The organism is Brevibacillus fortis (assembly GCF_046196545.1).
Taxonomy (GTDB): domain Bacteria; phylum Bacillota; class Bacilli; order Brevibacillales; family Brevibacillaceae; genus Brevibacillus; species Brevibacillus fortis_A.
In genome coordinates this window covers 2,125,733-2,152,647 of sequence record NZ_CP176370.1, presented here as the reverse complement: position 1 = coordinate 2,152,647, position 26,915 = coordinate 2,125,733, and the positions used below count along the sequence as shown (strand labels likewise).

Genomic DNA, 26,915 nt, shown 5'->3' with positions numbered 1-26,915 from the left:
CATTGGCGGGCTTTTTTCTTTGAAACGTTGCATGAGAAAAAACAAGCAGGCATTCCTTTCGCAAAGGAACACCCGCTCGTCATCGACTTATTCTTTTTCCAAAATCAGCTTGGCAACGTTCATCGCGCTAGAGAAAGACAGCTCAGATAGCTGGCCTTGTCCTTCACACCAGTCACCCGCGAAGAACAGGTTGCGGTAATCCGGCATAAAAGTCGGCATTGGCTTCTGATTCATGGTCCACTTGATCTCCTGTACGACTGCACGAGCAGAAACGCGCGGCACAACCAGTTGCTCACGCCAGCCTGGGAAATGCTTGTCATACAGGTTTTCAATCTCTTGTTTGCGGATTTCGGCCGCTTCCTTGTTCCCTACTTCATCCTGACGCATGTAAGCAGTCGCCTGCAGCAACTGCCCGCCTTCAGGTACACAAGTACGGTCATAATACGAAATATCGGTAATGAAAATATTGTTTGCTTTTTCGTAGATGTAGGAGAACGGTACGTCAATTCGCTCTTTCAAGCCAATGTCATACACCATAACAACCGTTGGCTCGTATTCAGCATGCTGTGCAATCGCATGCTCCAGACGCGTCTCCGCAAAGACCTTCGCCATCTCCTTCGGCGGAATACAGCAAATAAATTCATCCGCCGTAAATTCGCCCTCCGGTGTCACCACTCCAACCACACGGTCATTCTCTACTTGGAACTTTTCTACTTTGGTTTTGATCAGAATCGTACCCTGATTTGCTTCAATCACACGCACGAATTCATTGATCAATGCTTGCCAGCCGCCACCGATATACGCTACCGGTTTATTCGTTGTAAACAAACGGCTGTAGTACGCAAAGAATACATCAGAAGGAATCTTTTCAGGCTCACGTGTGAAGAAGTTGGAAGAAGCAAGCGTCAACATCATTTCTCGCACTTCTTCGTTGACTTGCTTTTTCTCCATCCACTTTTGAATCGACATATGTGGATGGCCTTTCTCCATTTTTAGCATCGTTTTCAAAATCTCAAACGTGAACAATACTTTGTCCATGCCTTTTAAGAGCTTCGTTTGGAAAAGTCCTTGTACATTCGCCGGAACTGCAGTCAGATCGCTACCAATATCGTACTTGGCTTTTGTCGGATTGAAATCCTGCCAATCGATGTTCAGACCCAATTCTTTTTCAAACGTTCTCAAAACGGAGCTGTCGCGAGCATAAATGGCGTGGGCACCGAAGTTGAAGTTAAATCCTTTGATCTTCAGTGTAACGGCACGTCCACCCAATTGACCGCGTTCCAAAACTGCAACTTTTTTGCCTTTCGACGACAGGTAGGCGGCACTGGAAAGACCAGCAAGTCCTGCACCTACAATAACAACGTCATAGTGATTGGTTGTCATACACAATCTCCCCTACGCACTAGCGATGTTGAATACATAAGCTAAACCCTATCCTAGTCTAAGGGATGGATAAGGTGGAAGTCAACTATTATTGAACTGTGTCTATTTTTATACTGACTTATACCAATATTTACCTAATGAACCAACTTGTTTACCTCTCTTCTTGAAGCAGTATGCCCCGCTATTCGCCGTATATCCAGCCGACGAAAACACGACAAAAAAGCCCTCTATAGCAGTTATCTGCTTAATAGAGGGCTCTTGGGCAACTGGAAGTAGCGAATTAATCGTTTCGGCGAGTCATTTGCTGCCAAACGGTACCGCTAGCCGCCTCACCGCTTTCAATGCGCTGCACGGCCATTTGGACTTGCAAGCTGACCTCGAACTCGGGATCGTTCTGTGCGGCACGCAAAGCGTCCAAGGCAGTTTCATCCCCCACCTCAAACAAGTAGCGAGCAGCGCGCCAGCGTACCAGCTTGTTTTTATCCTTCAACGCTTCACACATCGGCAGAATTGCGCGCGTGTCACCTAAGTCAGACAAGGTATCCCCCGCCGTGCGTCGTACAGAGACGGAATCATCGCGGAGCGCTTCAAACAAGAGCGGGAAAACATCATCCCCACCAATCATGCCCATATACACAACCGCCAGCCTGCGAATCGACGGTTTGCTATCACGAAGCGCTTTTTCCAAAACAGGCAAATCCTCTTCAGTTGGCTCCATCCGATCCAACGCTTCATATCTTTTTTGCCAATCGGGATCATCGAGCATCTCTAGCGTAACGACTTTCTTTTCACGTACGACTGGCTCTGGGGTTTCCCCGGGACCAAGCGCCATGGCCTGTTCCACGATTTCTTCTACACGGCTCTCCGGATAGGAGGCATCGACTTCCAATGCGACCTCTTCACCAATCTCGCGCAAATCGCCGTAACGCACGCCATGCTCGACCCATTTTCGCTCCATGATGAGGTTGGGCGACGCAGAGCCTGCACGCACGGCTGCCTGTCCAAAGCGCTCTGGCAGCGCTGCACGAATCTGTTCCGTTCCCATAGTCACCTTGACCTGCATCGGTACACCGCGGAACATTTGAATGTACACTTGCGCCTCTCCAAATGCCCCCGCTTCCTCGGTAGACATGTCAGGAACAGCAGCTCCTGCACCTGCTTGCAAAACCTCTCGCGCGACAGTCAATATACGCTGCCAATCTGCATTAGACTTTCGCTCCAGCGCGAGAAAATCTGCCGTATGAAAAATGGAGGTAACCCCTTCGATCTCCAAGAGCTTGTTCATGAGTTCTGGTGCTTTACTCGCATCTTTCTTTGTATAGACATGTTGGACCCCATCCGGCAAACGCTCGTCTACATTCAGCTTCATGACGTTTGGACTCGGCGTCGGTTCGATGGACAACAGTTTCATATTGAGTCACTCCTTTCTTATGCATGTTCAAAAAGTCGTCTTTTCAGCACCGAGAAAGTGGCGAGAAGCCGAAGAAGGAGGAGCGGAATGTAGGAAATCTACATGAGCACCGGACTTCGAGGGTGAACGCCAATTTCGATGTCGAGTAAACTTTCAGGAATACCTCGTGATCAAAAGACGGCTTTTTGAACAACCTTTTTACAACGCACTTGCTTCTCTACTATCGTAGCATGGAACCTGATACGTTTTCCAACCCGAGAGATAGTGAAAAGCAGTTTGCCTGCTACAACGCCAGCTTGTAGTAATCATTGGCCGACTTTACAAAAAAGCCGCATGATTCATACAGCCCCAAAGCACTGCTGTTTTCACAGGCTACCTCGAGTGATACGTGCGGACATCCTTCATCCACCAGCATCTCAATCGTTTGTGCCAAAGCCTGTCGTCCGTATCCTTTCCCTTGGTAATCTGGGTGGACACAAAAACCATAAATAAACGCCTTGCCTTCATTCTTTTTCACGCTTATTTTGCCAATAGCCTTGTCATCGACAATCAATAAAAGCGTGGTGGACTTGGGATCGCCCGCCATGTTCTCGGCCATTTCCCTTGCGCGTTCTTCCTCCATTTGAAAACCATGGACGTTCAGCCAAATCAATGTTTCATAGTCACTGGCGATCTCCGGTCGAAGCAGCACGTTTCCAGAAACCGTTGCTCTTTGCTTCTCTCCTAAATCCATCCAATATTCCGAGAATTGATATTCCCCGCCGATTCGCTCCATATATGACTTGCCACTTTGCGAATCTCGCTGAACGATAAACAACTGCGACGGAATGCCTCTTCGTCTGCATGCATCTGCGGCTTGTGCTTGCAGCGCTGTGAATATGCCTTTTCTTCTGTAGGCTGGATGGACCATGCCGCTCACTTCTGCCTCACCGCCATGAAACACGTAGAGCCCCAGAAAGCCGACCAGCTTTCCATCTTCATAGCATACAAAATCTTCTTCATGCTCTCCCGAACGCCTTTCCAGCATGTTCGGGTTTACTTTGAGATCAATCCCATCCTGCTCATTGCAAATTGCAACCAACTCTTTAATCTGTGCCAGTTCCTCTGAGGTGAGTGTTTTTCTAGCCGTGATCGTATACGTCAAAGCGTAAGCACCCTTTCTATGATTAGAAGTATCGTCGTTGCAAGTCAGCGACCATCTCTTCCAAATTATTGGCGACCTGTGGAATCGAATAGCCTACGTAAAGAGGCGAGGTAACAAACCTCGGAACCACTTTGGCGATCAGCTTTTCTCCCCAATGGTAAAAGAAAAAATTGTAGCTTTGGTTACGCGGATTGACATGAGTCAGTATCCAATGTGCTAAAATTTGTAAGTAGTCTGCCATTTTCGGCAATCGATCAAAGTCCGATAGAATATTGTATTCAAAAAAACCTGCACGCGGATGCGTAGACAGATTGCATTCAATTCCTGCCTCTTGATCGATGGTCATGCCAATAAAATCACTGTCTTTTACCTGATCCAGATAGTTGTAGTCATGTAATCCGACGATCTGCATGTGCGGATGACGAATGCTTCCCCCGGAATACGGGCCGTGGTTTTTGAAAAACAGAACCGAACGATAAGAATTGCTTTGCTCCATTTCAAGCCACTTCTCTACCCCGAATGCCAGCAATGCTCGTACATGCTCTTTGGAATAGACAGACCAATCCCCTTGGCATTCATCCGTCTCAATCAAAACAGTCTGATGTGTATCTTCCAGAACAGGGAATTTGTTCATGAGCCAAATCATGGAGCCCCGCTGCTCCAAAACATCTGTGAGACTGTTTCGATCACAAAAAGGACAGGCCGTTTCTGTGTTGTTTACACTCACGGGCTTTTTTCTGCCTATTTGCATGTTAAAGTGCAAGTGCGTCTGCTTCATTCCCATGTCCCTCCAGTTTGTGCTACTTCCACTTTACACGCATTTCCTGGGAAAATCATGACGTTTTTTGCCCAGACGACACTTTTGAAAACTCAATTGGACTGCCTATTTTTCAATGTCTGTGGCGTTTGTTTCTTTTTTTATCTCAAATGTTTTACATACAATGGAAAGCAGTGAAACCTGGAAAGGTGTTGGAATTGGATGGAGAAATCATTTTATTATCCTGTTAGCTGGAGCGAGGCCCAACATTACAAAACGTTGCTTGATCAAGAAGGAGTCCCATATGAAATTCAATCCCCGCTCGATTTGCCTGTCTTGGAAGAAGGTAAGCTGGCTATCGTCTTTCCTTCCATTCCTTTACGGATGTACGTCTGGGTGCGAACCTTGTTCTATCGTGACGGCCTGCGCTATCCGGATACGTTTTCGTTAGATTTCAAACTACATTAATCATGAGGAAAAAGGTACCGGTTTCGTCGGTTTTCATAACATAGTAAGAGCGGCATTTCGTTTCGTTTGTGGGGGAGGTGAAGAAGCTGCCGTCCTACAATATCCGCATCTCGATTGCGAAGCTACGTCTCGATCTATTCGATGGGAACCGACTCATCCGCTCTTATCCTGTTGCCTTGGGCAAGATTGCCACATCGACACCACGAGGGAATTTTACCATCATCAACAAAGTCCCCTATCCGAATTCCTATCCGGGAGGTCCTCTGAGTGTATTTGGAACCATCTGGATGGGACTAAGTAAGCCACACTATGGCATTCACGGCACAAACGATCCTTCCTCTATCGGCAAGTATGTATCTCACGGCTGTATCCGCATGTACAATCAAGACGTGAATGCTTTGGCAAAAATCGTGCCCATCGGTACGCCTGTTCGAATCAGACAGCAATAAATGAAACATGAAAAAACCCGCCTCTCTTCAACCAAGGCGGGTCTTCTTTACATAAGATGAGTCTTTTTCGTTCTTTCTGCTTCCGTTTCATCCGATTCCAAGTATACAAGAAATCTTCTTGCTTGTTTGTACATGATCGATAACGTCATTTCCCTGATCTTGTTCATGATCACTTCTTTATCCTCTGGATGCACTTCGGAAGAGAGCTGTAGTTCTTGCAGCTCTAGGTAAGACATCACCCATTCCGGGTCTAACTTATAGGCAGGCAACGACAGCGACTCCTCTACTCTAGTAATCTTCTCTAGTCTACAGGTGGAAGCGTCGCATTCCCAGCCCTCAATTACTGGCTACGCCACTAATTATTTCCCTTGCTCCAATTCCTCTACCAATGCTGATAATTCCGCCCAACGCTCAATGGTTGCTTCCAGCTCTGCTGCCACTTGCTGTTCTTCTGCATAGAGCTTTTCAATTTTGCCGTAATCGCTGCCAGACGCTGCAATCTCTTGCTTTAGCTTGACACTGCGCTCTTCCAAAGCCGCGATCTTGCCTTCAATCGCATCCCATTCCTTCTGATCCTTGTAGGACAGCTTGCGCGTGCGGTTGTTGCCGCGATTAGCCCCACTGTTGCTTTGCGTCTTCTCTGCCTGCTGATCCGCTTCTTGCACCTGTGTTGCTTTTTCCTGGCGTCTTTCTTCCAGGTACTCGGAATAGTTGCCATAGTATTGACGAATATGTCCTTGCCCTTCAAAAGCAAACAAATGATCAACAGTACGATCGAGGAAATAGCGATCATGCGATACCGTGATGACTGCGCCTGGGAACTGCTCGAGATAGTCTTCCAAAATACTGAGCGTTTGAATATCCAAATCATTCGTAGGCTCATCTAAAAACAGCACATTCGGCTCTCCCATCAGCGTACGAAGCAGATAGAGACGTCTACGCTCTCCCCCAGACAGGCGGGAAATCGGTGTCCATTGCATATGCGGCGAAAACAGGAACCGCTCCAGCATTTGCGAAGCCGTGATCGACTCGCCATTGCTCGTCTGAATGACCTCTGCTGCTTCCTTTACATATTCGATGACGCGCAACTTTTCGTCCATCTCGACACTATCCTGCGTGTAGTAGGCGATTTTAACGGTCGTCCCGATTTCCAATGAACCGCTATCCGGTTGAATTCTTCCTGCGAGCATGTTCAAGAGTGTCGTTTTTCCGCTTCCGTTTGGTCCAATAATCCCCACACGATCACCCGGCAGGACAATATAGCTGAAATCGTTGATCAGTTTTCGCTCGCCGTACGCTTTATGGATGTTTGTAAGCTCGATCACCTTTTTGCCGAGACGGCTGGCCCCGAGTGCCATTTCCATCTTGGCAGCAGGTCCATCTACGACTTTATCTCGTAAATCCTCAGCCCGTTGCACACGCGCCTTTTGTTTGGTCGTCCGCGCCTTTGCTCCACGACGAAGCCATGCCAGCTCGCGTCGAAGCAGATTTTGCCGCTTGCTTTCTACGGCCGCTTCATTTTCTTCACGCTCCGCCTTTTTCTCCAGGAACATCGCGTAGTTGCCCTCATAGCTGTACAGCTTGCCGCGATCCAGCTCAAACGTACGGTTCGTCACGCGATCCAGGAAGTAACGATCATGGGTGACGAGCAGCAAAGCGCCCTTGTATCGGGACAAATACTCTTCCAGCCACTCGACTGTCTCATTGTCAATATGGTTCGTAGGCTCATCCAAAATGAGCAGATCTGCGGGTTGGATCAAAGCACGTGCCATTGCTACCCGCTTTTTTTGTCCACCAGAGAGCTCTGCTACCTTTTGCGAGAAATTGTGCAGGCCAAGCTTGGTCAGGATCATTTTGGCTTGCGTATTGCTCTCCCACGCATCTGCCGCATCCATCCTATTTTGAACAGCAAACAATCGCGCCTGCTTTTTCTCGTCGTCAGGCGATTCCTGAACGGCCTCTAGCGCTGTTTCATAATCACGCAAAAGCTGAATGAGTGGAGAATCGCCGTAAAATACTTGTTCTAGTACGGAGGAGTTTTCGTCAAAATCGGGATTTTGCGGCAAATACTCCACGCGGAAATGACTGGCGTGAACAATTTTCCCGCTATCCGCTGTATCCAAGCCCGCCACGATTTTCAAGAGCGAGGATTTTCCCGTACCATTGACACCGATCAGACCAATTCGCTCTTGCTCGGCAATATGAAAGGAAATGTTATCAAACAATACTTTTTCTCCATAGCCTTTGGAGAGGTTTTCTACTGATAATATTTGCATGAACGTCACCTGTACTTTTCTATTTGCGTATCGAGAAGCCATATGAATCTTACACTCGATGGTATCATGTTTTTCCCGCAAGCTCTAGGGTGATTCAAATGGATCGAGTAAATATTGGAACGCTATCCTATTAATGGTAAAATATTGAATATCAAGTAATAATGACACATGTATAAAAATAAAATAGGAAAGCGTCACCAGCAATCAGGCATGTCAATGAGCCCAAACAGAAGAAGCGTACTCTTTTCATCGAGCACGCCTGCCTTTATTCCCCTAATGACTGTCCTACTCTTTGCAGCACGTTGCCGATCCGTTCATTTTGGATGACCTCATCTGCCCACGCATCCAATGGGGTTGGTTCTTGATTGACAATGACCAGTTTAGCTCCTCTTTCTTTTGCATGCTGCGGAAACCAATTGGCTGGACTCACCGTAAGCGAAGAACCTAATACGATGAACAAATCGGCTTGTTCGGTCCACGAGATGGCCTGATCGACTTGCGATTGGGGCAAAGATTCGCCAAACAAGACAACACCCGGACGCAAAAATCCACCGCATGCGCAATTCGTCCCTTGATCTTCCAGATAACGTGTATTGGCATACTCGGTCCCGCAGGCATGACAGCGGATTTTCGCAAGGGAGCCATGGAGTTCGGCTACAGCCAAGCTTCCCGCCGCTTGATGAAAACCATCAACATTTTGTGTAATGACCCCATGAACCAATCCACGCCGCTCCCATTCAGCTAAGCATTCATGTCCGGCGTGTGGCTTGCAAGACAGTAGACCTTGAATGCGCATCTGATAAAATTCCACAAACGCTTCCCGATTCTCCATCATTGCGCGTGTACTCGCGAGCTGCATCGGATCTTTGCCGCGCCATAGCCCAGACTGTGAACGAAAATCAGGCAAGCCACTCTCTGTCGACATGCCTGCTCCGGTGAATACAACTGTATAGGAAGATGTCCGCAACCAGTGTGCAAGATGTTCCATCATGGTCTCCCCTTTTTCTTTGAAAGTGTTCTTCTCCTGATTGTAATGGAAGAATGCCGGATTTGGGAGACCTGCCCATCAAGACACCATCTGTCTTACCATTCAATAGGCTGGATAAACGGGTTGTGGCGGATATCCGGTATAGCAGGAATTCGTGCCATATTGTGGATAACCGGGCGGCTGTTGATAGACTGAGTGCTGTCCATACCCACCCTGCTGCACATAGTTGGCATCGTAATAACCGTAACCGTTTGGCAACTGGCTCGAGTAACCATAGTCCGGGTACTGGCTTGAAGCAGCTCTATCTGGTACCTGCCCCTGCTGCTGACATCCTACTGGTGGGCCAATCACGACTGTTTGGGTAATAGGCGCAAATGTCTCTTTAACCTTTGCTTCGTCTAAACAATACGTATGTGCCCACACACTTGCTGGAGTCAACCGCAAAATATCGGAGCCAAAGATCACCTCAGGAACAGACGCATCAAAAATAGCCAGTAGATGCGTATCGTCAGTCAAAGCCATTTCATAATGCCACCAGCCCTGTGGGATATTGGCAACTTGTCTTGGTTTAATATTGTAGTTGAGCAATTGATTGGTAAAAGGATTGATTAAGGACACAATGGCCTCACCAGCGATGCAATACACCAGTTCCGCTGCATTTTGATGAATGTGTGGCTCGACAACATTTCCCGTTGTCAGGAAAATATCCAGCAGTGAGCTGTTGCCCAATGTGTTTAATTGTGCGATCCCCAAGGCATCGATGAAATTCCGATCGTCCTTTTTGAAAAACAGATTATTTCTCATATCGTACGTGAACTGAGTATTTGGCGATGTATAGTCGCGATAGGAAGTAGCCATCTGTCGTTTGATCCTCCCACAGTATGGGTATTTGACTCATTCTGTATCTCTATTCCCTTTCACAAAATACGTGCACCCATCTATTCCATCGAGAAGAAGACACACCTTTCACCCTCCCCTTTACACAAACATATCCTACTAAAAGGCATTACGGGTACTCGAGGAGGGTGATCTTGTTTGGCTACTTATTTGGTCTCGGACATACATGGTCAGAATCAGGCTTTTCAAAAGGCGCTGCGGGACGCTTCCTTCTCCCCCCAAGCTGGTGATCGTCTGTTCGTATTGGGGGATATGATCGATCGAGGACCTGAATCAAAGGAAGTATTGGTCGATCTACTCGCTCTTCGGCAGGCGTATCCGAACCAAATCTATCTCTTAAAAGGCAACCACGAGCAAATGTTTGCAGATTGGCTGTCCGGCAACGGCAATCCGGAGTTATACCTGCGCTACAATGGCGGCGATGCCACCGTACGTTCTTTCTTAGGGAATCACCCGCTGCGGCGAGCTTTTCTGAACCGGATGCCTTCTTCGCAGGAACAAGAAGAAGCGCGGCAATTCATCCTTTCTCGCTATCCAACCATTTTGCCAACCTTGTCTTCTCTTCCTTTGTATATAGAGCTGCCAGCCGATCCGCGAACAGGAGCTCCAGCCGCCCTTTTGGTACACGCAGGCATTCGCCCCGGCATCCCCTTGCAGGAACAAAACCCGCAAGATTTACTATGGATTCGCGAGCCTTTTTACCTTTATTATGATGGAGAACTACCTGTCATCTTTGGGCATACTCCTGTTCCAGGATTGCCTCAATACACAGGCAGCGGTCCTTGGCGCAGAGACAATATTGTTGGCATTGATGGTGGCGCAGGATATTGGCGAGGCGTCATGCTCGTTGAATGGCCTTCTCTTCAATCCATTTTCGTACCGATTCGGGATAGACAATCCTCTCCACAAGTACGGGTCTACTGATCATGCTCGGAAAAACTGGGAGCTTTCGCACTGGTTTCTACCTGCTGCAAGCGCATCGGGTAGTGCATCCAGTATAATGCGAGAGACAAGCCCATTCGTTCAATAAATTATTACTTTTTATAATCAACTTTCGATTTGTAATATGTTAAGATATGGACGAGGTGTTTATATGAAACGTCAGCAAATCGTGGAACAAGCCATGTTTGCCGCTTGGGGAGTGTCCCTGATCGCAACAGGAGGCAGTTTGTTTTTTTCAGAGGTGTTAAAGTACATACCGTGTGACCTGTGCTGGTACCAGCGAATCTTGATGTACCCGCTCGTCATCTTACTCGGGGTAGCCACCGCGAAGAAAGATGACAAGATCGCGTCGTACGCCTTGATTCTCTCCATCATCGGAGGACTCACATCGCTGTATCATTACTCGATTCAAAAAATACCTGCCCTGCAAGATCTGGGTAGCGCTTGCGGCATTGTGCCATGCAACACGGACTATATTAACTGGCTAGGCTTTATCACGATTCCGTTCCTTGCTCTCATTGCCTTCACCTTGATCAGCATCCTGCTTGTCATCGTTATGAAAAATGCAAAGGAGAAATGATTCATGAAGAAAGTCATCTTTCTATCCATCCTTGTGGCTGCGATCCTAATCGGTGCGATCGTGTACTCTGACATTTCGAACCGTCAGCTTGCGGAAGGAAATCCTTACGGTAAAGCCAATTTGCACCCCGCTACTCTCGAACAATTGAGTGACCCGCTGTACGATAATCTCATTATGCCTGATGAGCTCAAAACCAAGCTCGATAATCAGGAGGACATGTTTGTATACTACTACAGTCCACTCTGCGAGCACTGCAAAGCGACTACGCCTGTCTTGGTGCCGATTGTCAAAAGCTTGGATATCGACATGAAAAAGCACAACCTGCTCGAATTCAATGGCAGCTACAACGATTACCAGATCGAGTTTACTCCGACCCTCGTTCATTACAAGGGCGGCAAGGAAGTAGCTCGACTCGTCGGTGGACGCGAAGCAAGCGAATGGAAAACATGGTTGGAAGAACAGAAAAAATCATAACATTTGGTAGCCTCCCTCCATTCTTTGCGGGAGGCTCTTTTCATATTGGGCATACGTGACAAATATGTGAAGATTTCCGTTCCCATGGAAGAAATAGCCCGAACGAGTCATTAGGCTTTTCCAGTTATTTGCCTATAATGAGTACTGGGGATAATCCTTGAAAACGGAGGTAATCGCATGACCCTCACTTATTTCACTGAAACCTTTGGCTTTCGGGCGACATGGAATCCAGAGCTAATTCTTTTGACCTTCTTGATCGGTCTGGCTTATTTCTCGCTGACCGGACCATTACGCCAAACTTTTCAAGATTCCACACCTGTTACACGAAAGCAAAAGACTTTTTTCACCCTCGGCTTACTTGGTTTTTACTTTAGTATGGGGAGTCCCTTGAACGTAGCTGGGCATTTTTTGTTTAGCGCCCACATGCTGCAGCAATCGTTGCTCTATCTCGTAATGCCCTTGCTGCTCTTGGCAGGGACCCCGTCATGGTTGATCCGCGGCCTGTTCTATCGCCGGGGGCTCAAGCTTTTCATGCGCATAGCTAGTCACCCTATACCTGCCATTCTCATGTTCAATGCCCTGTTCTCGTTTTACCATATGCCTGTTATTTTAGACTTGGCAATGAATAACCTGGCCCTACATAATCTGATTCATTTATTGCTGCTGGTGACTGCGATTTTGATGTGGATGCCTGTTGTCGCACCGATACCGGAAATTCACCGTCTATCAGAACTGCAAAAGCTTGCCTACATCTTTGCTAACGGCGTTTTGATTACGCCTGCATGCGCACTGATTATTTTTTCAGCAACACCGTTGTATGCGACATATGTAGACGGTCCTTCCATGCTCTGCGCTCCATTCTTTTCCACGCCGATCGACAAATCGATGTTCGCCGTTCCACTGCTCCCTCTGGAGGATCAACGGCTAGGCGGAATTGTGATGAAGCTCATGCAGGAGCTGACGTACGGAGTCGTCCTGGCTTACATCTTCTCTACCTGGTATCGAAAAGAAAAGAATCAGGAAGAGGACGGCCTCATGACGCCATAGCCAAAAAGAATCAGAAAGGAGGCGCCACACACACGTGAATATCGCCCCTGCTACCGCTATCCGAATCAGACGGTTGCTCCTATTGTTACCCGTCCTTGTCCTTGTTGTTCTTGTCGCTTCTTGGGTTTGGTTCGGGCCTAAAAACGCCCAGGCGAAATTACCTGATGTGACTCTGCAAACCATCGATGGACAATCCTATTCGCTAGCACCGCAAAAGAAAACGTTTCGCTTGGTGGAGTTGATTTATACACGTTGCCCGGATATTTGTCCCACGACAACGGTAAAAATGGTTCAGCTGCAAAAGCGCTTGCTCGAAGCAAACTTGATGGGGCGAGACGTTGAATTTTTGACCATCACGATTGATCCGCAAAACGACACCCCTGATGTCATGCGCTACTATGCCAAGCAGTTGGGGATTCAAGAACAAGGCTGGACCCTGCTTCGGGGTGATGGCGAAACGATCAAAACGGTTACAAATTCGCTTGGCTTTTTTTCCAATAAGATGGATGATGGATTTATCTCTCATACATCGAGTACGTATCTCGTGGATGATAACAATGTCGTCATTCAAAAATTCGGCATGGGGGACGATTTCGATCCCGAACAAATTTATCAGGAACTGTTGAAATTGAAGAAGGAAGGGTAATCCAACATGAAACGTACGATGATTCTGCTCTTATCCATGCTTATGCTCCTTTTAGCCGCTTGTGGAAAAGAGAACGAGCAGCAAGCTTTGCTACCCGGATCTCCCGTCGAGGCTGCCTTTACATTGGAACCAAAGGAGCTTGTAGCGGGCGACACCGTTACCTTCTCCGTTAAAGTTACACAAGATGGACAACCCGTGGATGATGCCAAGGAAGTGAAGTTCGAATGGTGGAAAGATGGGCAAGAAAAGCATGAAACAATCCCGGCTTCGCTGCAAGGAGACGGTGTTTACACGGCCCAACAAACCATTAGCGAGCCAGGTTCTTATTTTGTCTACTACCATGTAACGGCACGTGATTTCCACAATATGCAGAAGACCCCATTTACCGTAAACAGCAAGGCTGGTGAGACGCCATCCGCACCTCCAGCTGACGCAGGTCAATCACACGATCATGGGGCGGCGGGTCACACGAATGGTGAAACCGTTGATTATCATTTTTCTCCAGCTGACAATATTCAGGTAGCAACACCAGCTGCTCTCACTGTTCATCTGATGAAAGACAACAAAGCGTTGGACAAAGCGACCGTCAAATTCGAGTTCTGGCGGGGAAATGACGAGAAGCACAGCTTCGTCGATGCAACGGAAACTGCGGCCGGGCAGTATGAAGGCAACGTACAGTTCCCCACTGCCGGGGATTATACAGTGAAGGTCCATGTGGAAAAAGGAGATATTCATGACCACAAGGATTTCTCACTCTCCATAAAATAAATCCTTCAAAATAAAAAGGCCATCCTCCAGGGAATGGCCTTTTTGCTCGTAAATGGAGTTAGCAGGTAAAATAAGCGATTCGATCCAAGTCTGTCCCGTAATACTCCCATCGATATCCTCTCCAGCGATAACCAGTTACTGAGTTACGACTGACATAGACGGGGTAAAACCAGAAAGAGCGACCATTTCGCAGCCAAACGTACGTGTAACGATATAAACAGGGATAGAATCCGCCAGCATCGATCCGGCGTGTTCCCCCATAGCCTCTTGCTCCCGGTGCACTTGGCGTCCTGCTCGGTGGAGGACCCGGTGGCGGAGGGGGAAAACCTCCCGGTGAACCGGGGGAACCTGGGGAACCTTCTGGACCGCCAGGGGGAAATTGATATGACATGACGTGTCACCTCCTACTAGTCTCCCTATAGGAGATGCAGCAAACGCACAGATGGTATGTGCGTTTGCCCGCCGTCATTCACCTATTTTTTCCGCAATAGCCTGTATATAAAATCCTTGTCCGCCACCCCACAGGCGTCCCCACTCTTTCATTCTTTATGAGTGCTTCGATTGGCTGTTACTCTGCACAAAAATTGTACAGTTTCTCCCATTTTCAACCGATTCGATCCTTTTACGAGGAAAGCAGTATTTGGCTTCAGCTGTTTAACTAGACGACGATGCAAGCCTGCCTTGCTCAAGCAATGCCTGACCCGATTTGCCGGAAAACCAGAGAGAATCGCTGCTCTGGCAATATACCTAGCACTACTTCCCAGCGTATATAAGTAGTCTACATTTTTTTGACTCAAATATTTCCCGACATCCTCATGACCTTTCACGTCGTATTTGCCCATTTCCAGCATACTGGCGAGCACAGCGATCTTTGTGGTATGCCCGACCTGGCTTAACACATCAATCGCTGCCTTGGCCGCATCCGGATTCGAGCTATAGGTATCATCCAGCACCTGAATATTATTCGCGAGTCGATAGCTGGTTAGGCGTTTTCGCTGTCCGCGAAACTGACTTAACCCACGACGAATATCATCGACGGGAATCCCCATCGTATGCGCGACTGCGATAGCAGCCAACGCGTTGTACAAATTATGCTCTCCGGGAATTGGGACAAAAAATGATTCCTTTTCTCCACGCAAAGAACATTCAAATCGAAACCCATTGCCCTCTATTTTTGTTCTCCCCGCCTTATAGTCCGCCTCATGCTCCTTGCCAAATGTAACGATTTTTCCCGTGAACGATCCCAGATAAGGCTGTTGAATAAACTGGCGAGAATAGGGACAGTCCCAATTCAGAAAAATGGTTCCCGTGGGTTTCATATGACGAATTAACTCCGTTTTTGCTAACGCCAGCTGCCTAGCATCACCGCCAAAATTTCCGATATGAGCCGTGCCAATATTCGTGATGACTCCCATCGACGGCTGGATGATTTTGCAGTGCTGTCGCAAATGACCACTTCGATAAATTCCATACTCAAGCACTGCGGCCTTGTGCTCGTCCCGAATTCTTTTGGTATGCGCTCTTGTATTTCCCAGGAAGTTATAGTTATACATCGATTTATATGTGGGCATGCGTAGATTCAGGATGGTATAGATCATTTCCTTTGTTGTGGTCTTCCCTGCACTTCCCGTCACAGCGATAACCGGCTTGTCGAGAATCAGTGTCTTTACCGGTACAGCAGCTCTTCTCTTCTTTTTCACGGGTATCACCCCTTTGCCTCGTTCTTCTCTCGATCAGCTTTCCTATTGTATGAACGGCATAGACAGCCTGTATAGACCATTATCTATGAAAACGTTCCGCTACTATCCAAATCAGACGGACGACTTCTGGAATAAAGTAGGAGGGGAGGTGAAGCGCATGAAAAAGAAGGCCACCATTGCCGCTGTAGGCGACATCCTGATGTGGAAAGAGCAGGTGGCAACTGCCAGACTGCCTGGCACAGATCAATTTTCCTTTACGGATATGTTTCACCCCGTGACACCGATTCTCTCAGCGGCAGATCTCACGATTGGCAATTTAGAAACCACCTTTTCCGGGAAAACACAGCCCTATCAAATCGGTTCGGCACGAACCGGTTACCCTCGCTTCAACTGTCCAGATGAACTGGCTCGGGACTTGAAAACATCTGGCTTTGACGTATTGACTACAGTGAATAACCACTGTCTGGATGGCGGAGTAACCGGACTATGCCGAACCCTTGATGTTTTGGATCGATACAAGCTTGCTCATACCGGAACCTATCGAAGCCCCGAGGAGGCAAATACCTACCTGATCAAGGAGGTAAACGGCATTCGCATCGCCCTGCTTGCTTACACCTACGGGACAAACAAGCAGGTGATCCCCGCTCATACACCATGGATCGTCCGACTTCTTCATCTTGACACGATATTATCCGACCTGAGAAAAGTCCGTCCACTCGTCGATGTTGTGATCATCTCCCTTCACTTTGGGATTGAATTCCGCTATACACCGACGACTCGCCAGCGACAGCTCGTACAAAGCCTGCTCGACAATGGTGCTGATGTCATCCTCGGGGCTCACCCACATGTTCTGCAGCCTGTTGTCACCCCGAGTATCACGACAGCTCACGGAACAAAGAGACAAACATTAGTGGCGTATTCTTTGGGCAATTTCACATCAGAGAAAATGCTCTCATTTGATCAATCGCAGTGTGGAGCAATCCTGCGATTTACTGTCGAGAAGGATGAGAGGAATCAGATTTCACTCGAGCAAATTTCGGTCATTCCGACGTTTTCGCAACGATATGTAAGTCAAGGGCGAATTTGCTTTCGTGTCATCCCCATGCGTTCCTATTTGAAAAGCCCTGATCTGTATGTACGACCCCTGCAGAGAAAAAAGCTCCAGTTGCTATGGAATCGCGCCATCCGCATTATAGGCAGGTCGCGGGGCGTATTGATTGAATAACACCGGAGCAAACGAGGGAGCGGGCAGTTTGCTCCCTACCCTTCCTCTTTTCCTACATAGCCCACGATTGACGATTCACAGAACATTTTGGTAAAATCCATTTGTAACTAACAAAATTTATTTAGATGGTTACAAAAGGGAGATGACCTGCATGATAACCGTTCGCCGTATCCACTCGGAGGATTTACCTGTATTTCTTGCCTTCCCGAACCACCCTGCGTCCGTTCGGGATGATATAGCTCTTTACCTCGACAAAATGTTCACTCAAGGAGCCATGCGTCAGGACTGGTGCTTCGTTCTGGAGGTACAAGGTGAGATCGCTGGTCGTCTTGCCTTCTGGGCATTGCCTGGCAGTAAACAAGCAACTGATTTGGTATTGTGGGAACTTCCCTGGAAAGAAACAGAATGTCCTTCGCTCGGAGCTCATTTCTTACGCGAAGTCTTCACACTCATGGCAGGGAATCTTTCGGAGAAGATCGGCTATGTTCTGGATTCACCTTCCTCCTCTCCCCAATGGCAAACGGATCACCAAGAGCGAAGAAATGTTCTGGAAGCGCTCGGCTTTCGAATTAGCCGGGAAACAAACCGCTTCGAATGGCATGCACCGATTGAGACAACTGCTTTACCGTCAAACGAAATGCATGATTTGATCGTGTACCGCAGTCTTCCTGAGGTTGGCGAGGCTGCATTTGTGGATGCCATCCTGCGTGTCTCGCAATTCACCCATGATCAACAAATTACAGAGGAGCGCTTGGAAAAAGGCCCTCTAGCCCAAGCACAGGAAATGTTCCGAGATTTGCAACAAATGAAATACGAACCGGAATGGTGGCAGCTTGCCTATACAGCAAAAAATGAGCTTATTGGTTTTTTGATGCCTACGGTCAGCCCTACCTTTGCTACGATTGGTTACATAGGTGTTCTCCCCGAACAAAGAGGACACGGCTATATTGATCGATTGCTGAAGCAGGCCACAGACGTTCTTGTACAAGCAGGAGAAACATACATCCGTGCAGATACCGATGTAAAAAACACGCCAATGGCCAAAGCCTTTTTACGTGCTGGATACCACCAGTTTGCCAGTCGCCAAGAATTTTCCCTGGATTCTGGATTGTTGCTCTAACGGACATACAAAAAAGGGGGCGATTGTAGTAACAATCACTCCCCTTGCTTACCTCATATGGACAATATTTATGGCACAATCTCAGACATTTCTTCTGGGCATACAGCTTGCTTTAGCATCTCTGTTGCCTGTTCCGTATCTACGTCTTTTACCAGTTCAATCTCGCTAATGAGAAGCTGCTGCGCAGTATCCAGCATCATTTTGTCGCTCGTTCCCAATACTTTTTGTTTACTCATGCTAACCAAATCGCGAATGACCTCAGATTGCTCGTAAATATCGGCACTCTTCATTTTTTCTGTATGAAGCTTGTAGCGCTGCGCTGCATTCAAAGTGGTGTCGCGCTGCCCCTCTCGTATGGCGGCCAAAACATTCTCCAGAATGTCGGCTTCAACCACCTTTCGAATACCAAGAGCGGACATCTTTTCAACCGGGACCATGATGTTTAACTCTTTCAGCAGCATGTTGAGCACATAATAGAGGTGCTTTTCACCCAGAAATTCTTTATCCTCCATCGCCTCGATTACGCCTGCTCCGTGCATCGGATAAAAAACCTTGTCTCCAACTTGAAACATACGTCCACCTCCTTCAAAGCAATCTAAATCCATTATAGCACACTTATCGAATTAAAAAATTTTTATTTTATCATGTCGCATAAAATTAAGTCAACAAAAAATTTACATCTTACTGATTGAACGTTTCTGTTGCCATTCGCCGCCTAGTTTAAATACGATCACACCCCCGACAATGACCAGAACCCCAAACCATTGCGTAAAAGTAATCGGCACTTGAACCAGCCCTAACCAGCCGATTGAATCCGACCATAAAGCGAAGCCAAGCTGGGCAGTGAGAACGATGGAGATGGCATACGTTGGGCCAAGCAGTCTCATCCCTTGCACCAGACAAAAGACCACCCCAACGCCGATCATGCCGCTGAACCAGTACCACGGCTGCATAGATGGAAGAGAAAACAACTGATTGCCTTCAAAAATGAGGCCCATCGTCAAAGAAGACAGAAATCCCATCCCAAGCACAAGTGCTGTGGTAGACCATGTTCCTGCCTGTTCACTTACTTTCCTGTTGAAAATATTTTGCAGGCTGACCAACAAGCCAGCCAGTAACGCGAAGAATAGCCCGACCACCATGATTTTGACACTCCTGTCTCATTATTCGTTCGGAGTCTCGCTCGCCATTTTAGCTAAACCTTCCCTATCCTTGATCAGAAGGAATCCATTGGCACGCTCAATCAGTCCCTCCTTGCAGAACTGCTGGATGACCCGATTCAAATGTCTGTAGCTCGTTCCCATCATATTCGCTGCATCCAAGAGATTGCTCGTACTGATCTGTTCTTTGTTGGCAGGATTCCACTCCTCTATCGAAACGGACAACAAATAACGAGCGAAACGTACTTCTACTGGGTACAGAAGGTTGATGCTTAATGAGTTGGACTTCACACAAAATTTATGCGTAATGATTTGTAGTAAAAATTGCAGGAGTGGGGCGTAGTCTGTTCCGTATTTTTTCAACCAGCGATAATGAATCCCGATCATCTGAACAGACGAGGCCGCCTCCACCGAATTCAGATAAGAAATTCCTCTTACATACTCAATATCTCCGATCACTTCAAGCGGCTTTTTAAAGGAAAGGATCAGGGTTTTTCCTTCGGGGGAAGTCGTAAAAATCTTTACTTTGCCCTTCACCAAAACATACAGATGACAGGCCGTTTCGCCTTGAGCACAAATGAGCTCCCCTTGATCAAATTGATACAAGGATAAATACGGCAGAAAAGGCTCATGAAAAACAGACGCTAACTGATGGTCATGGAGATATTGTTGCAAAAGCTCACGATTTTCGATTTCCTTCATTCCTCTGTTTCCCCCTCTCGTCATCAGGCTCTCAGTATCAGTACCCCCAGAATCATCATCCCAATCCCAATAAAATGCGGCAGCCTCATCTTTTGTTTATCGACACCGAACCACCCATTACTATCAATGAGAAAAGTAAGGCTTAGCTGCGCAATCAAGAGGGCTGAAATCGTCATGGTTACCCCGATATGGTGAATGGCCGTAACATTGCTAAAAATGACAAACGCGGCGAATGCCCCACCTGTCAAATATAACGGTTTCACTCGCCTGTATGCCTGCCATTTTCCATCTCGGAAAAACATCAGGAGTAAAAAAGCCGTGAGGAAGCCCGTTAACTGCGTAAGTGTCGCGGTTTGCCAAGTACCTATATCTTGACTAATTCTGGAATTCGCTACACCTTGCAAGGTAATGAAAACACCGCCCAAAATAGCAAAAATAATTCCTTTCATCCTCTCACCTCACACTGATCTGTTCCTAATTAAAAAGGATCGCAAGGTGGATGGGGAAGGACATATGTCCTCATGATTTTCGTTGCAAAAAACAAAGGAGAGGACCTTCCCGTGCAGAAGGACCTCTCGCTCATTCTTCTCATTGAATCTTTTTTTGTTTCACGATTCCTATTACAAGCAGAACGATCATCCCAATACTGTGCAAATAAAACTGCTCGGCATTCGATTCAGTGAAGCGTGCCGGATAGTTATGCAGCTCCGGATGTTTTTCGAGTACCTGCATGAGGAAAATGATAATGACCCCAATCCCAGGTAAAAGAAGCAGTTCCCATTTTGAGCCCCAGCGATCTACTTCCCCCAAAGCATTGTAATGGGCAGGCACCTCGTCAGGAAGCTTATTCCATGCAAAGACTAAAAAGAGTAGCGATCCCACGAAAAATAAAAAACCAACTATATCCCAAACCCATTCGCTGCCTGTCTTTGGTATATTTATGATTGGTCTCTTCCTTTTCTCCCCCTTACGGCTGCTTCTCCTACAAGTATTTTACCATTTATGTTCATTTTGGAGTCAAGGTCAATCCGTCACACACTTCTGGGCGTTTTTACATATCTTGATGTGGAGTAAGGAGGGAACAACAGTGAACGATCCTTTGCGAGAAAGTATGTTGTTTGAGCATCGTTTCTGGCTACAAATTCTGGGCGATCATGCACGCTTTATTTTTCAATCACTCGCTCCGAATGAAGAGCAGGAGATTGAAAGAGCCGTATACTTTATCGTGTCATTCGATAACTTACTGGATAACGCCAGGAAAAACTTGTCTTCCGATGAACTTCACACACTCAACCAGCAAGCAAGTGCGCTCACCCAACAACTCCGTGATTTTAAACTCCACATTCTGGAAAGGCATCTCATCAGTAAAATATCCATCAGTCTTCCTCCAACGTTTATGAACCACATGGTCAATGAGCTAGAAGAATATGAACGAATTTTGCATGCTTTTCTCTCCGGAAGCCTGCCACCTGCCAATCACCCGGTAGATCTCCACATCCTCTGGCTTTCCGATGCGGTAGGGCATGCAGCCACCATCACTTCCCTTTTGGACATGGTGGAAAAAGACTATCAGCATAAAAGTGAACAATTCACCAAAAAGTTCGAGCATTTTTACCTAAAAGCGGTGGAATTAGCCGGATATCTCCGAACAAACCTGAATAACTTCCCGGCACTACGCCGTTTTAACCATCAAGCAGAAATGGAGATGAAGCTTTTTCAGGTATTCTTGCATGAATTGGAAGAGATGCGGATGCGCGATGAATTGCTTGGAGTTTTCTCTCCACTCATGGCCGACCATATGTCTCGAGAAGAATGCTACTATTTGATGAAGCTATCTGAGGTTACCGACGTGCAATCACCAGACTGTTTCTCGACCAGACCACGTATCGAGTAAGAGATTAACCTTGTTAGAACGGGGCGAAAGCTAGAGGCTTTACGCCTCTTTTTCATCCCTTCTTTGCGATATCCACTCATGCATAAGCAAGCAGAAAGCTGTCCTCATATCCTATAAAGTACCACCGTTAAGGGGGGAAGTGTCATGGATCCGATTGAGCATCACAGACAGCGAATGCATCACCACATGAGGCAAGCAGAACGCTTTCGCTCTTTAGCTTTTGAGCATCGCCATGATCGCATGCGTCATCATACCTTTAGAGAAAGAGAACACTTCCATCGCATGCGGGCACATCACCACAGAAGGCAAATGCATTCAATGCGTCGCTTTTAATATTTGGAAACTCCCGTTACTGGGAGTTTTTTTGTGGGACAAGCCAAAAAACGCCCGAGACAATCTTATGAAGAAATAGGCTTCGGTTTTTCGTTGATTCTGTGCTCATGCCCATCCATGAATCTGGGTAAACACATAGAAATACATCATGTGTGATCAAAAGTGGAAAAAGGGCTTTATCCGCCCAAATTCTTACGTGGAGGTACTATATGACAAATGTTTTTGTTGAACGCTCGTTAGAGGAAATACGTTTTTGGTCTCGCATCATGAAAGAACATTCCCTGTTTCTCAAATTGGGCTTTAACTGCGAAGACACACAATTGATTGAAGAAGCGAATCGCTTTTACCGCATTTTTGAAGAAATTGAAAGCCAAGCACTTGCCTTTTCTTCTGATGTAGACCCTCAACAAATCTATAACTTTAATCAAATTGTTCACAATGCCGCTTCCTATATTTGGGCCTTTAAACGCAAAGTACTCGGACTCATTATTCGTTGCAAAATCGGTGGTAACAACTTTCCGCTGTTGGTCGATCACGTGAGCAGGGAAGCAGCCTATTTTCGGAATCGATTAGAACAATTGAATACAGGAAACCTTGATCCCTTACCTGATGCGGTGATTAATGAGAATGTCTTCTTCCTACGAATCATGGCTGACCATGCGAAATTTATTAACCATTTGCTCGATCCTTCCGAAAGAAAGCTAGTGGATCAAGCTAGAGAATTTAGTCATGATTTTGATCAATTATTGTTCCAAGCTCAGGATCTTGATTCCATGCGCCCCCAGTCTCAAACGAAACCGCTACTGAATCAATTTGTGGATCAAAATCGCGTATCCGTCCGTCAATTGCGTGACTTCAAAAAAACAGCTCGTGATTTGATTGAGGAATGCAAAATTAAGAGCATAATCCCCCCATTGCTCGCTGACCATGTATTTAGAGAAGCCTCGCATTTTCTAGAGATTTTAGATGCCTTTGAGGTATCCCTCACACACGCAAAGTAGCGAAACAGGGGAACATCTTCTATCTAACAAAATTCACCCGTAAGATTGTCACTTTATGCAAAGTGTATCTTACGGGCGATTGCTATTGGTCGTACCTGGGAACAACAGATTAGCGATTCCTGATCCAGACCACAATACCAATTATCAGAAATAAGAATAACCCGTCTCCAAAAAACAGGGAGGTACCTCTTTTTAATCATAGGTTAGCAATCGATACATTCTGGGTCGTCATTCTTTGGACCTCGCCCTTTGCAGGTATAGCTAGCTCTCTTTGCTCAGGCAGTACAACTTACCGATATCAATGTACTTGTGGCGAAATATTATGGGATGTTAACGCGTTCCATATGAGGGGATAACTTTCAGGTAGCCATAACACTTCCCACCCCTGATAAAGGCTTACAGAAGGCTATAGGCAAGCGTGACAGAATGCTATTCGGTGTTATTATTTGAAAAAGAACTTTTATTGGAGGACAAAAGCATGACACAGAAAAAAATGCTGATGTTGATTGTGGTGCTGCTGATCGGCGCCGCCTATCTTTTTGGACTTGTGCCAATAAAGAACAAAACAGTCAGCAACCAAAACGTAGACCATACGATTGTTTTTCCGTCTGATAGATACCCTCAGACTGCAAAGCATATCGAAGAAGCAATTGCCTCTGGGAAGTCAGCTATATGCACAATTGACCGCGATGGAGCAGATGAAAATCGTGTAGAATCACTAAATGGCATTCCAACAAAAAAGGGGTATGATCGAGATGAATGGCCAATGGCCTTGTGTGCAGAGGGTGGAACAGGGGCACATATCAAATACATATCACCTTCAGATAATCGAGGAGCTGGATCTTGGATATCCAATCAATTAGAGGATTTTCCAGACGGAACAAAAGTTGAAATCGTGGTCAAATAAAGCATTTGTTTCGTCTACCCACAAATTCTGGATACGAATTGACAGTAAACAACCCGTCTCCTTAAAACAGGGACGGGTTGTTGATTTTTGTTACTTCTGGGGATTTCGTTCCCTATTTCTTCCCCTCAAACCAGCAAGACCAACTAATCCCAGCAAACCTATCCATTCCCAATCTGAATCAGTGTCTACTGCTGTCGTTCTGTACGCGTTGTTATTGATACCTGTGTTAGCAGGCGCCCTATTTCCTGTTACGCCTACACCCGTATTGCCTGTCATATTATCTTGGGCGTTTGTTCCTCCTGTGTTCCCCGCACCTATGGTACCACCAGCCTCAGCGGATGCAGTTGAGGCCATTGTTACAGTTAACGTTAAAGCCAACATCATTGCTTTCATCTTTTTCAACTTGAAGAACCCCCTAACTGTATTCTTATTTACTCCTTGTAATATTATCAATCTGAGCAAAATTATTCAGACCATCGCACTTTTTAACCAGAAAAGGTTGGCATACTTTTTTGTTATCCACATAATACCCCCCTCCGTAAAAGAGGGAGGCTTGAAGTGGGACCATTGATATGACGTTACTTTGCTCTCATTACGATAATTCTATCCAAGGAAACACTATGCAAACAGAATGAAATCTACAAATACTGGTGAGTGAAGAATGCCGCTTTTTGTCCAGTTTCGATCGCGATCCTCACCAGCAATCAACGGCTTCACCACTCCATAAAACGCCTGCTTGTGCGTAGGAGGAACGCCTAGTTCAATCACGACTGCTGGACTACCATTATAGTGAGCGAGCATCCGAAGTCGCCTTTCCTATAGCCCGCAATATGAACATCAGCCCGTCCGAAAATGGCTAATCTATCTGTTCATGCAGCCGTCACCACATACAAAAAAATCCCCGACGAACATGTCGAGGAGAAAATGTAAGGTTATTAGTCGTTGTATATATTGTAGTATATACTCACTGATATACTCAACAATCAAATATTTACAATTACTTCGTAACGTTTATGAGGTCCTTTAGTTTGATCCAATCTCTCCTCTACTTAACTTTTTGATTCGCGAACTTTATAATCAGATGCTAGATCCTTTAAATTTGAGGAATTGGCACTGATATTAGGATAACATTCCAAGAAATGCTTGAATCATGGTTATATGTGATCGTTTTTATTGTTGTTTTGTTTATACTTGGAATCCATTTCTTATAATGCCGAAAATTGGACTGGGTATTAAGTAGCTCCTTCCTGGTATTATTAATCGCGAATCTACTTTCGACTGTTTGCAGCTACCTGGCTAGCTTCAACAAACTTACTGGAATATCAGCACTTCTTTAAACCATTTAATGTCAAAGGCCTCGTAATTTTCTCATCCGTTTTATGGATACTCCCGCAATTAATCGTTTTCTTCGCCCGCGCATTATCTGCTGTCTTAGGTACTTTTCATTCCGGAATAAATCCTGCTCACCGTTATTGCACCTTCTCCTGCTGTTCTACTTCTGATGCCGTATTTCTCACCGGTAGTCCCCTCATATTGTTCTGGCGTTAACTTTCCTAGCTCGACAAAACGAGCGACATCTTCTGCCGTATACTCTCCGAAACGATACAACAGGCTAATATACTTCGTGTAATCTATGCCTTCTTTTGTATTTATCGTTTCCTTGATCGATTCCCCCGCGTTTACTTCTTTCGTAATATCTGTTGCTGCCTCTCCTGTTTTTGTAATCCCGACGGTGATTGGACTTCCTTTAAATAACTCTACATTGACGACCTACGATGTCGTCAATCTTCATGAACTTACTGTCATTACCAGGCATGTTATCTTCTATTGGGGAGGGTTTTGAATCTTGATTTTCGCCTTTGTAAAAGTAATTTGCGCTACGCTATTTTTTTGGTCCTCCATTCTTTGGATTCGTACAATTACCCCTCCCACCTGCGTTTTAACTGATCCAATAAGAGCACTTTGATCAGAACGCAAATAGAAAAGCCACCCGGCATCCGAGTGGCTTCATCCCATTTTGTTGCATTTCCTTATCATTCACTTTGAATTGAAGTAGAGAATGAACTGCGAAAAATTTACCGATTTTGCGGCTGCTTCGTCCGATAAAACTCATTAAACAACTTCATTAACGCTCGCTTTTCAATACGGGATACATACGAACGAGAAATGCCCAGCTCACGCGCAATTTCGCGCTGTGTCTTTTCTTTGTCCTGATCCAGCCCAAATCTGCCGATGATCACCTCTTTTTCCCGCTCATCGAGGATGTGTATGTGCTGGTAAATTTTATTGGACTCCAGCTTGAGCTGCACTGCGTCGACCACTTCGTCGGTTTCTATGCCAAGGACGTCGATCAAGGTGATTTCATTCACCCTATGTCTTTATCTGTACTCGATTTGAGCTTCACTTACTTAAAAGTACACACGATAGTCGAAGTATATTCTCAAAATGGTTATAGTTCCAATAATCAAGGAATAAGAAAATCCCGTCTCCTCAAAACAGGGACGGGATTGCTATTTGTTGAGTTAATAAAAAAACCAAATTACTCCTTTAATTTGTAATTTATTCCTTTTAATGTTTTGCTCAATTTTAGGAACTGTATTATATTTCTATGTGCGTATAGACTAATTATCCATTTTTAACAGT

At 46.1% G+C, this 26,915-nt stretch carries 31 protein-coding genes and 1 pseudogene; 13 read left to right on the top strand and 19 right to left on the bottom strand.

Annotation, left to right across the window (positions count from 1 at the left end; all coding sequences use genetic code 11):
- Positions 1–87 precede the first annotated feature (87 nt).
- The 4 genes from ACKKE8_RS11160 to ACKKE8_RS11145 form a co-directional block, all read right to left on the bottom strand.
- On the bottom strand, positions 88–1,383 hold the full coding sequence (locus ACKKE8_RS11160) for a phytoene desaturase family protein (protein WP_409178219.1): 1,296 nt from the start codon (positions 1,381–1,383) through the stop codon (positions 88–90).
- A 280-nt stretch (positions 1,384–1,663) separates the two neighbouring features.
- On the bottom strand, positions 1,664–2,794 hold the full coding sequence (locus ACKKE8_RS11155; protein WP_409178218.1) for a virulence factor: 1,131 nt from the start codon (positions 2,792–2,794) through the stop codon (positions 1,664–1,666).
- 283 nt (positions 2,795–3,077) lie between these two features.
- Positions 3,078–3,938 (bottom strand): GNAT family N-acetyltransferase, encoded by an 861-nt coding sequence (locus tag ACKKE8_RS11150; RefSeq protein ID WP_409178217.1) that lies wholly within the window; start codon positions 3,936–3,938, stop codon positions 3,078–3,080.
- 22 nt (positions 3,939–3,960) lie between these two features.
- Positions 3,961–4,716, bottom strand: coding sequence for a DUF4931 domain-containing protein (locus ACKKE8_RS11145; protein ID WP_409178216.1), 756 nt, complete (start codon positions 4,714–4,716; stop codon positions 3,961–3,963).
- Positions 4,717–4,917: 201 nt separating this feature from the next.
- Between ACKKE8_RS11145 and ACKKE8_RS11140 the strand changes: the two genes are divergently transcribed.
- Both ACKKE8_RS11140 and ACKKE8_RS11135 read left to right on the top strand, forming a co-directional pair.
- Complete coding sequence (locus ACKKE8_RS11140) at positions 4,918–5,163, top strand: hypothetical protein (protein ID WP_007727802.1); 246 nt, start codon at positions 4,918–4,920, stop codon at positions 5,161–5,163.
- Between the two features lie 77 nt (positions 5,164–5,240).
- Complete coding sequence (locus ACKKE8_RS11135) at positions 5,241–5,612, top strand: L,D-transpeptidase (RefSeq protein WP_409178215.1); 372 nt, start codon at positions 5,241–5,243, stop codon at positions 5,610–5,612.
- A 47-nt stretch (positions 5,613–5,659) separates the two neighbouring features.
- Here the strand turns inward: ACKKE8_RS11135 and ACKKE8_RS11130 are convergent, their stop codons facing one another.
- The 4 genes from ACKKE8_RS11130 to ACKKE8_RS11115 form a co-directional block, all read right to left on the bottom strand.
- Positions 5,660–5,881, bottom strand: a complete 222-nt coding sequence (locus ACKKE8_RS11130) for a hypothetical protein (protein ID WP_409178214.1) — start codon at positions 5,879–5,881, stop codon at positions 5,660–5,662.
- A 90-nt stretch (positions 5,882–5,971) separates the two neighbouring features.
- Positions 5,972–7,888 carry an ATP-binding cassette domain-containing protein gene (locus ACKKE8_RS11125; protein ID WP_409178213.1) on the bottom strand — a complete coding sequence of 639 codons (1,917 nt, stop codon included), beginning with the start codon at positions 7,886–7,888 and terminating at the stop codon, positions 5,972–5,974.
- A 265-nt stretch (positions 7,889–8,153) separates the two neighbouring features.
- Positions 8,154–8,876, bottom strand: a complete 723-nt coding sequence (locus ACKKE8_RS11120) for an NAD-dependent deacylase (protein WP_409179099.1) — start codon at positions 8,874–8,876, stop codon at positions 8,154–8,156.
- A 102-nt stretch (positions 8,877–8,978) separates the two neighbouring features.
- Positions 8,979–9,734 (bottom strand): cupin domain-containing protein, encoded by a 756-nt coding sequence (locus ACKKE8_RS11115; protein WP_409178212.1) that lies wholly within the window; start codon positions 9,732–9,734, stop codon positions 8,979–8,981.
- Positions 9,735–9,911: 177 nt separating this feature from the next.
- On the opposite strand from ACKKE8_RS11115, the gene ACKKE8_RS11110 reads away from it, so the two are divergent.
- From ACKKE8_RS11110 to ACKKE8_RS11085, 6 genes are all read left to right on the top strand, one after another.
- On the top strand, positions 9,912–10,697 hold the full coding sequence (locus ACKKE8_RS11110) for a metallophosphoesterase family protein (protein WP_409178211.1): 786 nt from the start codon (positions 9,912–9,914) through the stop codon (positions 10,695–10,697).
- 169 nt (positions 10,698–10,866) lie between these two features.
- A complete protein-coding gene (locus ACKKE8_RS11105; RefSeq protein WP_007727820.1) occupies positions 10,867–11,295 on the top strand; it encodes a disulfide oxidoreductase in 429 nt (142 codons plus the stop codon).
- Positions 11,296–11,298: 3 nt separating this feature from the next.
- Complete coding sequence (locus ACKKE8_RS11100; protein ID WP_409178210.1) at positions 11,299–11,769, top strand: thioredoxin family protein; 471 nt, start codon at positions 11,299–11,301, stop codon at positions 11,767–11,769.
- 177 nt (positions 11,770–11,946) lie between these two features.
- Positions 11,947–12,816, top strand: coding sequence for a cytochrome c oxidase assembly factor CtaG (ctaG, locus tag ACKKE8_RS11095; protein WP_409178209.1), 870 nt, complete (start codon positions 11,947–11,949; stop codon positions 12,814–12,816).
- 34 nt (positions 12,817–12,850) lie between these two features.
- Positions 12,851–13,462: an SCO family protein gene (locus tag ACKKE8_RS11090; RefSeq protein ID WP_409178208.1), complete on the top strand. Its 612-nt coding sequence runs from the start codon at positions 12,851–12,853 to the stop codon at positions 13,460–13,462.
- A 6-nt stretch (positions 13,463–13,468) separates the two neighbouring features.
- Positions 13,469–14,230, top strand: a complete 762-nt coding sequence (locus ACKKE8_RS11085) for a FixH family protein (protein ID WP_409178207.1) — start codon at positions 13,469–13,471, stop codon at positions 14,228–14,230.
- A 58-nt stretch (positions 14,231–14,288) separates the two neighbouring features.
- Here ACKKE8_RS11085 and ACKKE8_RS11080 read toward each other — a convergent pair whose 3' ends face one another.
- Together ACKKE8_RS11080 and murF are read right to left on the bottom strand one after the other, a co-directional pair.
- Complete coding sequence (locus ACKKE8_RS11080) at positions 14,289–14,621, bottom strand: transporter (protein WP_409178206.1); 333 nt, start codon at positions 14,619–14,621, stop codon at positions 14,289–14,291.
- Between the two features lie 148 nt (positions 14,622–14,769).
- Complete coding sequence (gene murF / locus ACKKE8_RS11075) at positions 14,770–15,828, bottom strand: UDP-N-acetylmuramoyl-tripeptide--D-alanyl-D-alanine ligase (protein WP_409179098.1); 1,059 nt, start codon at positions 15,826–15,828, stop codon at positions 14,770–14,772.
- A gap of 259 nt (positions 15,829–16,087) precedes the next feature.
- Between murF and ACKKE8_RS11070 the strand changes: the two genes are divergently transcribed.
- A complete protein-coding gene (locus ACKKE8_RS11070; RefSeq protein WP_409178205.1) occupies positions 16,088–17,155 on the top strand; it encodes a CapA family protein in 1,068 nt (355 codons plus the stop codon).
- A 151-nt stretch (positions 17,156–17,306) separates the two neighbouring features.
- A complete protein-coding gene (locus ACKKE8_RS11065; RefSeq protein WP_409178204.1) occupies positions 17,307–18,275 on the top strand; it encodes a GNAT family N-acetyltransferase in 969 nt (322 codons plus the stop codon).
- A 68-nt stretch (positions 18,276–18,343) separates the two neighbouring features.
- On the opposite strand, the gene ACKKE8_RS11060 is transcribed toward ACKKE8_RS11065, so the two are convergent.
- From ACKKE8_RS11060 to ACKKE8_RS11040, 5 genes are all read right to left on the bottom strand, one after another.
- On the bottom strand, positions 18,344–18,847 hold the full coding sequence (locus ACKKE8_RS11060) for a CarD family transcriptional regulator (RefSeq protein WP_409178203.1): 504 nt from the start codon (positions 18,845–18,847) through the stop codon (positions 18,344–18,346).
- Positions 18,848–18,949: 102 nt separating this feature from the next.
- Complete coding sequence (locus ACKKE8_RS11055; protein ID WP_409178202.1) at positions 18,950–19,417, bottom strand: DMT family transporter; 468 nt, start codon at positions 19,415–19,417, stop codon at positions 18,950–18,952.
- A 21-nt stretch (positions 19,418–19,438) separates the two neighbouring features.
- Complete coding sequence (locus ACKKE8_RS11050) at positions 19,439–20,137, bottom strand: Crp/Fnr family transcriptional regulator (protein ID WP_409178201.1); 699 nt, start codon at positions 20,135–20,137, stop codon at positions 19,439–19,441.
- Between the two features lie 23 nt (positions 20,138–20,160).
- Entirely contained in the window at positions 20,161–20,586 is a 426-nt protein-coding gene (locus ACKKE8_RS11045; protein WP_409178200.1) for a DMT family transporter, read from the bottom strand.
- A gap of 139 nt (positions 20,587–20,725) precedes the next feature.
- A complete protein-coding gene (locus ACKKE8_RS11040; protein ID WP_409178199.1) occupies positions 20,726–21,019 on the bottom strand; it encodes a DUF1648 domain-containing protein in 294 nt (97 codons plus the stop codon).
- A 205-nt stretch (positions 21,020–21,224) separates the two neighbouring features.
- On the opposite strand from ACKKE8_RS11040, the gene ACKKE8_RS11035 reads away from it, so the two are divergent.
- The 3 genes from ACKKE8_RS11035 to ACKKE8_RS11025 all read left to right on the top strand — a co-directional run bounded on the left by ACKKE8_RS11035 (position 21,225) and on the right by ACKKE8_RS11025 (position 24,272).
- A complete protein-coding gene (locus tag ACKKE8_RS11035; protein WP_409178198.1) occupies positions 21,225–22,031 on the top strand; it encodes a DUF2935 domain-containing protein in 807 nt (268 codons plus the stop codon).
- 542 nt (positions 22,032–22,573) lie between these two features.
- Positions 22,574–23,365: a DUF2935 domain-containing protein gene (locus ACKKE8_RS11030; protein ID WP_409178197.1), complete on the top strand. Its 792-nt coding sequence runs from the start codon at positions 22,574–22,576 to the stop codon at positions 23,363–23,365.
- A gap of 478 nt (positions 23,366–23,843) precedes the next feature.
- Positions 23,844–24,272 (top strand): DNA-entry nuclease, encoded by a 429-nt coding sequence (locus tag ACKKE8_RS11025; RefSeq protein ID WP_409178196.1) that lies wholly within the window; start codon positions 23,844–23,846, stop codon positions 24,270–24,272.
- Between the two features lie 90 nt (positions 24,273–24,362).
- On the opposite strand, the gene ACKKE8_RS11020 is transcribed toward ACKKE8_RS11025, so the two are convergent.
- The 4 genes and pseudogenes from ACKKE8_RS11020 to ACKKE8_RS11005 form a co-directional block, all read right to left on the bottom strand.
- Positions 24,363–24,665: a WGxxGxxG family protein gene (locus ACKKE8_RS11020; protein WP_409179097.1), complete on the bottom strand. Its 303-nt coding sequence runs from the start codon at positions 24,663–24,665 to the stop codon at positions 24,363–24,365.
- Positions 24,666–24,890: 225 nt separating this feature from the next.
- Positions 24,891–25,073, bottom strand: a complete 183-nt coding sequence (locus tag ACKKE8_RS11015; protein WP_409178195.1) for a hypothetical protein — start codon at positions 25,071–25,073, stop codon at positions 24,891–24,893.
- 630 nt (positions 25,074–25,703) lie between these two features.
- Complete coding sequence (locus tag ACKKE8_RS11010) at positions 25,704–25,880, bottom strand: XkdX family protein (protein ID WP_409178194.1); 177 nt, start codon at positions 25,878–25,880, stop codon at positions 25,704–25,706.
- Between the two features lie 467 nt (positions 25,881–26,347).
- Positions 26,348–26,638 (bottom strand): annotated as a pseudogene (locus tag ACKKE8_RS11005) (sigma-70 family RNA polymerase sigma factor); the annotation flags it as partial.
- Positions 26,639–26,915 lie beyond the last annotated feature (277 nt).

Bases quoted from the DNA above. Each gene is read 5' to 3' on its own strand.
- ACKKE8_RS11160 (WP_409178219.1), bottom strand. From the start codon at position 1,383: ATGACAACCAATCACTATGACGTTGTTATTGTAGGTGCAGGACTTGCT.
- ACKKE8_RS11155 (WP_409178218.1), bottom strand. From the start codon at position 2,794: ATGAAACTGTTGTCCATCGAACCGACGCCGAGTCCAAACGTCATGAAG.
- ACKKE8_RS11145 (WP_409178216.1), bottom strand. From the start codon at position 4,716: ATGAAGCAGACGCACTTGCACTTTAACATGCAAATAGGCAGAAAAAAG.
- ACKKE8_RS11140 (WP_007727802.1), top strand. From the start codon at position 4,918: ATGGAGAAATCATTTTATTATCCTGTTAGCTGGAGCGAGGCCCAACAT.
- ACKKE8_RS11125 (WP_409178213.1), bottom strand. From the start codon at position 7,888: ATGCAAATATTATCAGTAGAAAACCTCTCCAAAGGCTATGGAGAAAAA.
- ACKKE8_RS11120 (WP_409179099.1), bottom strand. From the start codon at position 8,876: ATGGAACATCTTGCACACTGGTTGCGGACATCTTCCTATACAGTTGTA.
- ACKKE8_RS11115 (WP_409178212.1), bottom strand. From the start codon at position 9,734: ATGGCTACTTCCTATCGCGACTATACATCGCCAAATACTCAGTTCACG.
- ACKKE8_RS11105 (WP_007727820.1), top strand. From the start codon at position 10,867: ATGAAACGTCAGCAAATCGTGGAACAAGCCATGTTTGCCGCTTGGGGA.
- ACKKE8_RS11100 (WP_409178210.1), top strand. From the start codon at position 11,299: ATGAAGAAAGTCATCTTTCTATCCATCCTTGTGGCTGCGATCCTAATC.
- ctaG (WP_409178209.1), top strand. From the start codon at position 11,947: ATGACCCTCACTTATTTCACTGAAACCTTTGGCTTTCGGGCGACATGG.
- ACKKE8_RS11085 (WP_409178207.1), top strand. From the start codon at position 13,469: ATGAAACGTACGATGATTCTGCTCTTATCCATGCTTATGCTCCTTTTA.
- ACKKE8_RS11080 (WP_409178206.1), bottom strand. From the start codon at position 14,621: ATGTCATATCAATTTCCCCCTGGCGGTCCAGAAGGTTCCCCAGGTTCC.
- murF (WP_409179098.1), bottom strand. From the start codon at position 15,828: ATGATCTATACCATCCTGAATCTACGCATGCCCACATATAAATCGATG.
- ACKKE8_RS11070 (WP_409178205.1), top strand. From the start codon at position 16,088: ATGAAAAAGAAGGCCACCATTGCCGCTGTAGGCGACATCCTGATGTGG.
- ACKKE8_RS11065 (WP_409178204.1), top strand. From the start codon at position 17,307: ATGATAACCGTTCGCCGTATCCACTCGGAGGATTTACCTGTATTTCTT.
- ACKKE8_RS11060 (WP_409178203.1), bottom strand. From the start codon at position 18,847: ATGTTTCAAGTTGGAGACAAGGTTTTTTATCCGATGCACGGAGCAGGC.
- ACKKE8_RS11055 (WP_409178202.1), bottom strand. From the start codon at position 19,417: ATGGTGGTCGGGCTATTCTTCGCGTTACTGGCTGGCTTGTTGGTCAGC.
- ACKKE8_RS11050 (WP_409178201.1), bottom strand. From the start codon at position 20,137: ATGAAGGAAATCGAAAATCGTGAGCTTTTGCAACAATATCTCCATGAC.
- ACKKE8_RS11045 (WP_409178200.1), bottom strand. From the start codon at position 20,586: ATGAAAGGAATTATTTTTGCTATTTTGGGCGGTGTTTTCATTACCTTG.
- ACKKE8_RS11030 (WP_409178197.1), top strand. From the start codon at position 22,574: ATGACAAATGTTTTTGTTGAACGCTCGTTAGAGGAAATACGTTTTTGG.
- ACKKE8_RS11025 (WP_409178196.1), top strand. From the start codon at position 23,844: ATGACACAGAAAAAAATGCTGATGTTGATTGTGGTGCTGCTGATCGGC.
- ACKKE8_RS11020 (WP_409179097.1), bottom strand. From the start codon at position 24,665: ATGAAAGCAATGATGTTGGCTTTAACGTTAACTGTAACAATGGCCTCA.
- ACKKE8_RS11015 (WP_409178195.1), bottom strand. From the start codon at position 25,073: ATGCTCGCTCACTATAATGGTAGTCCAGCAGTCGTGATTGAACTAGGC.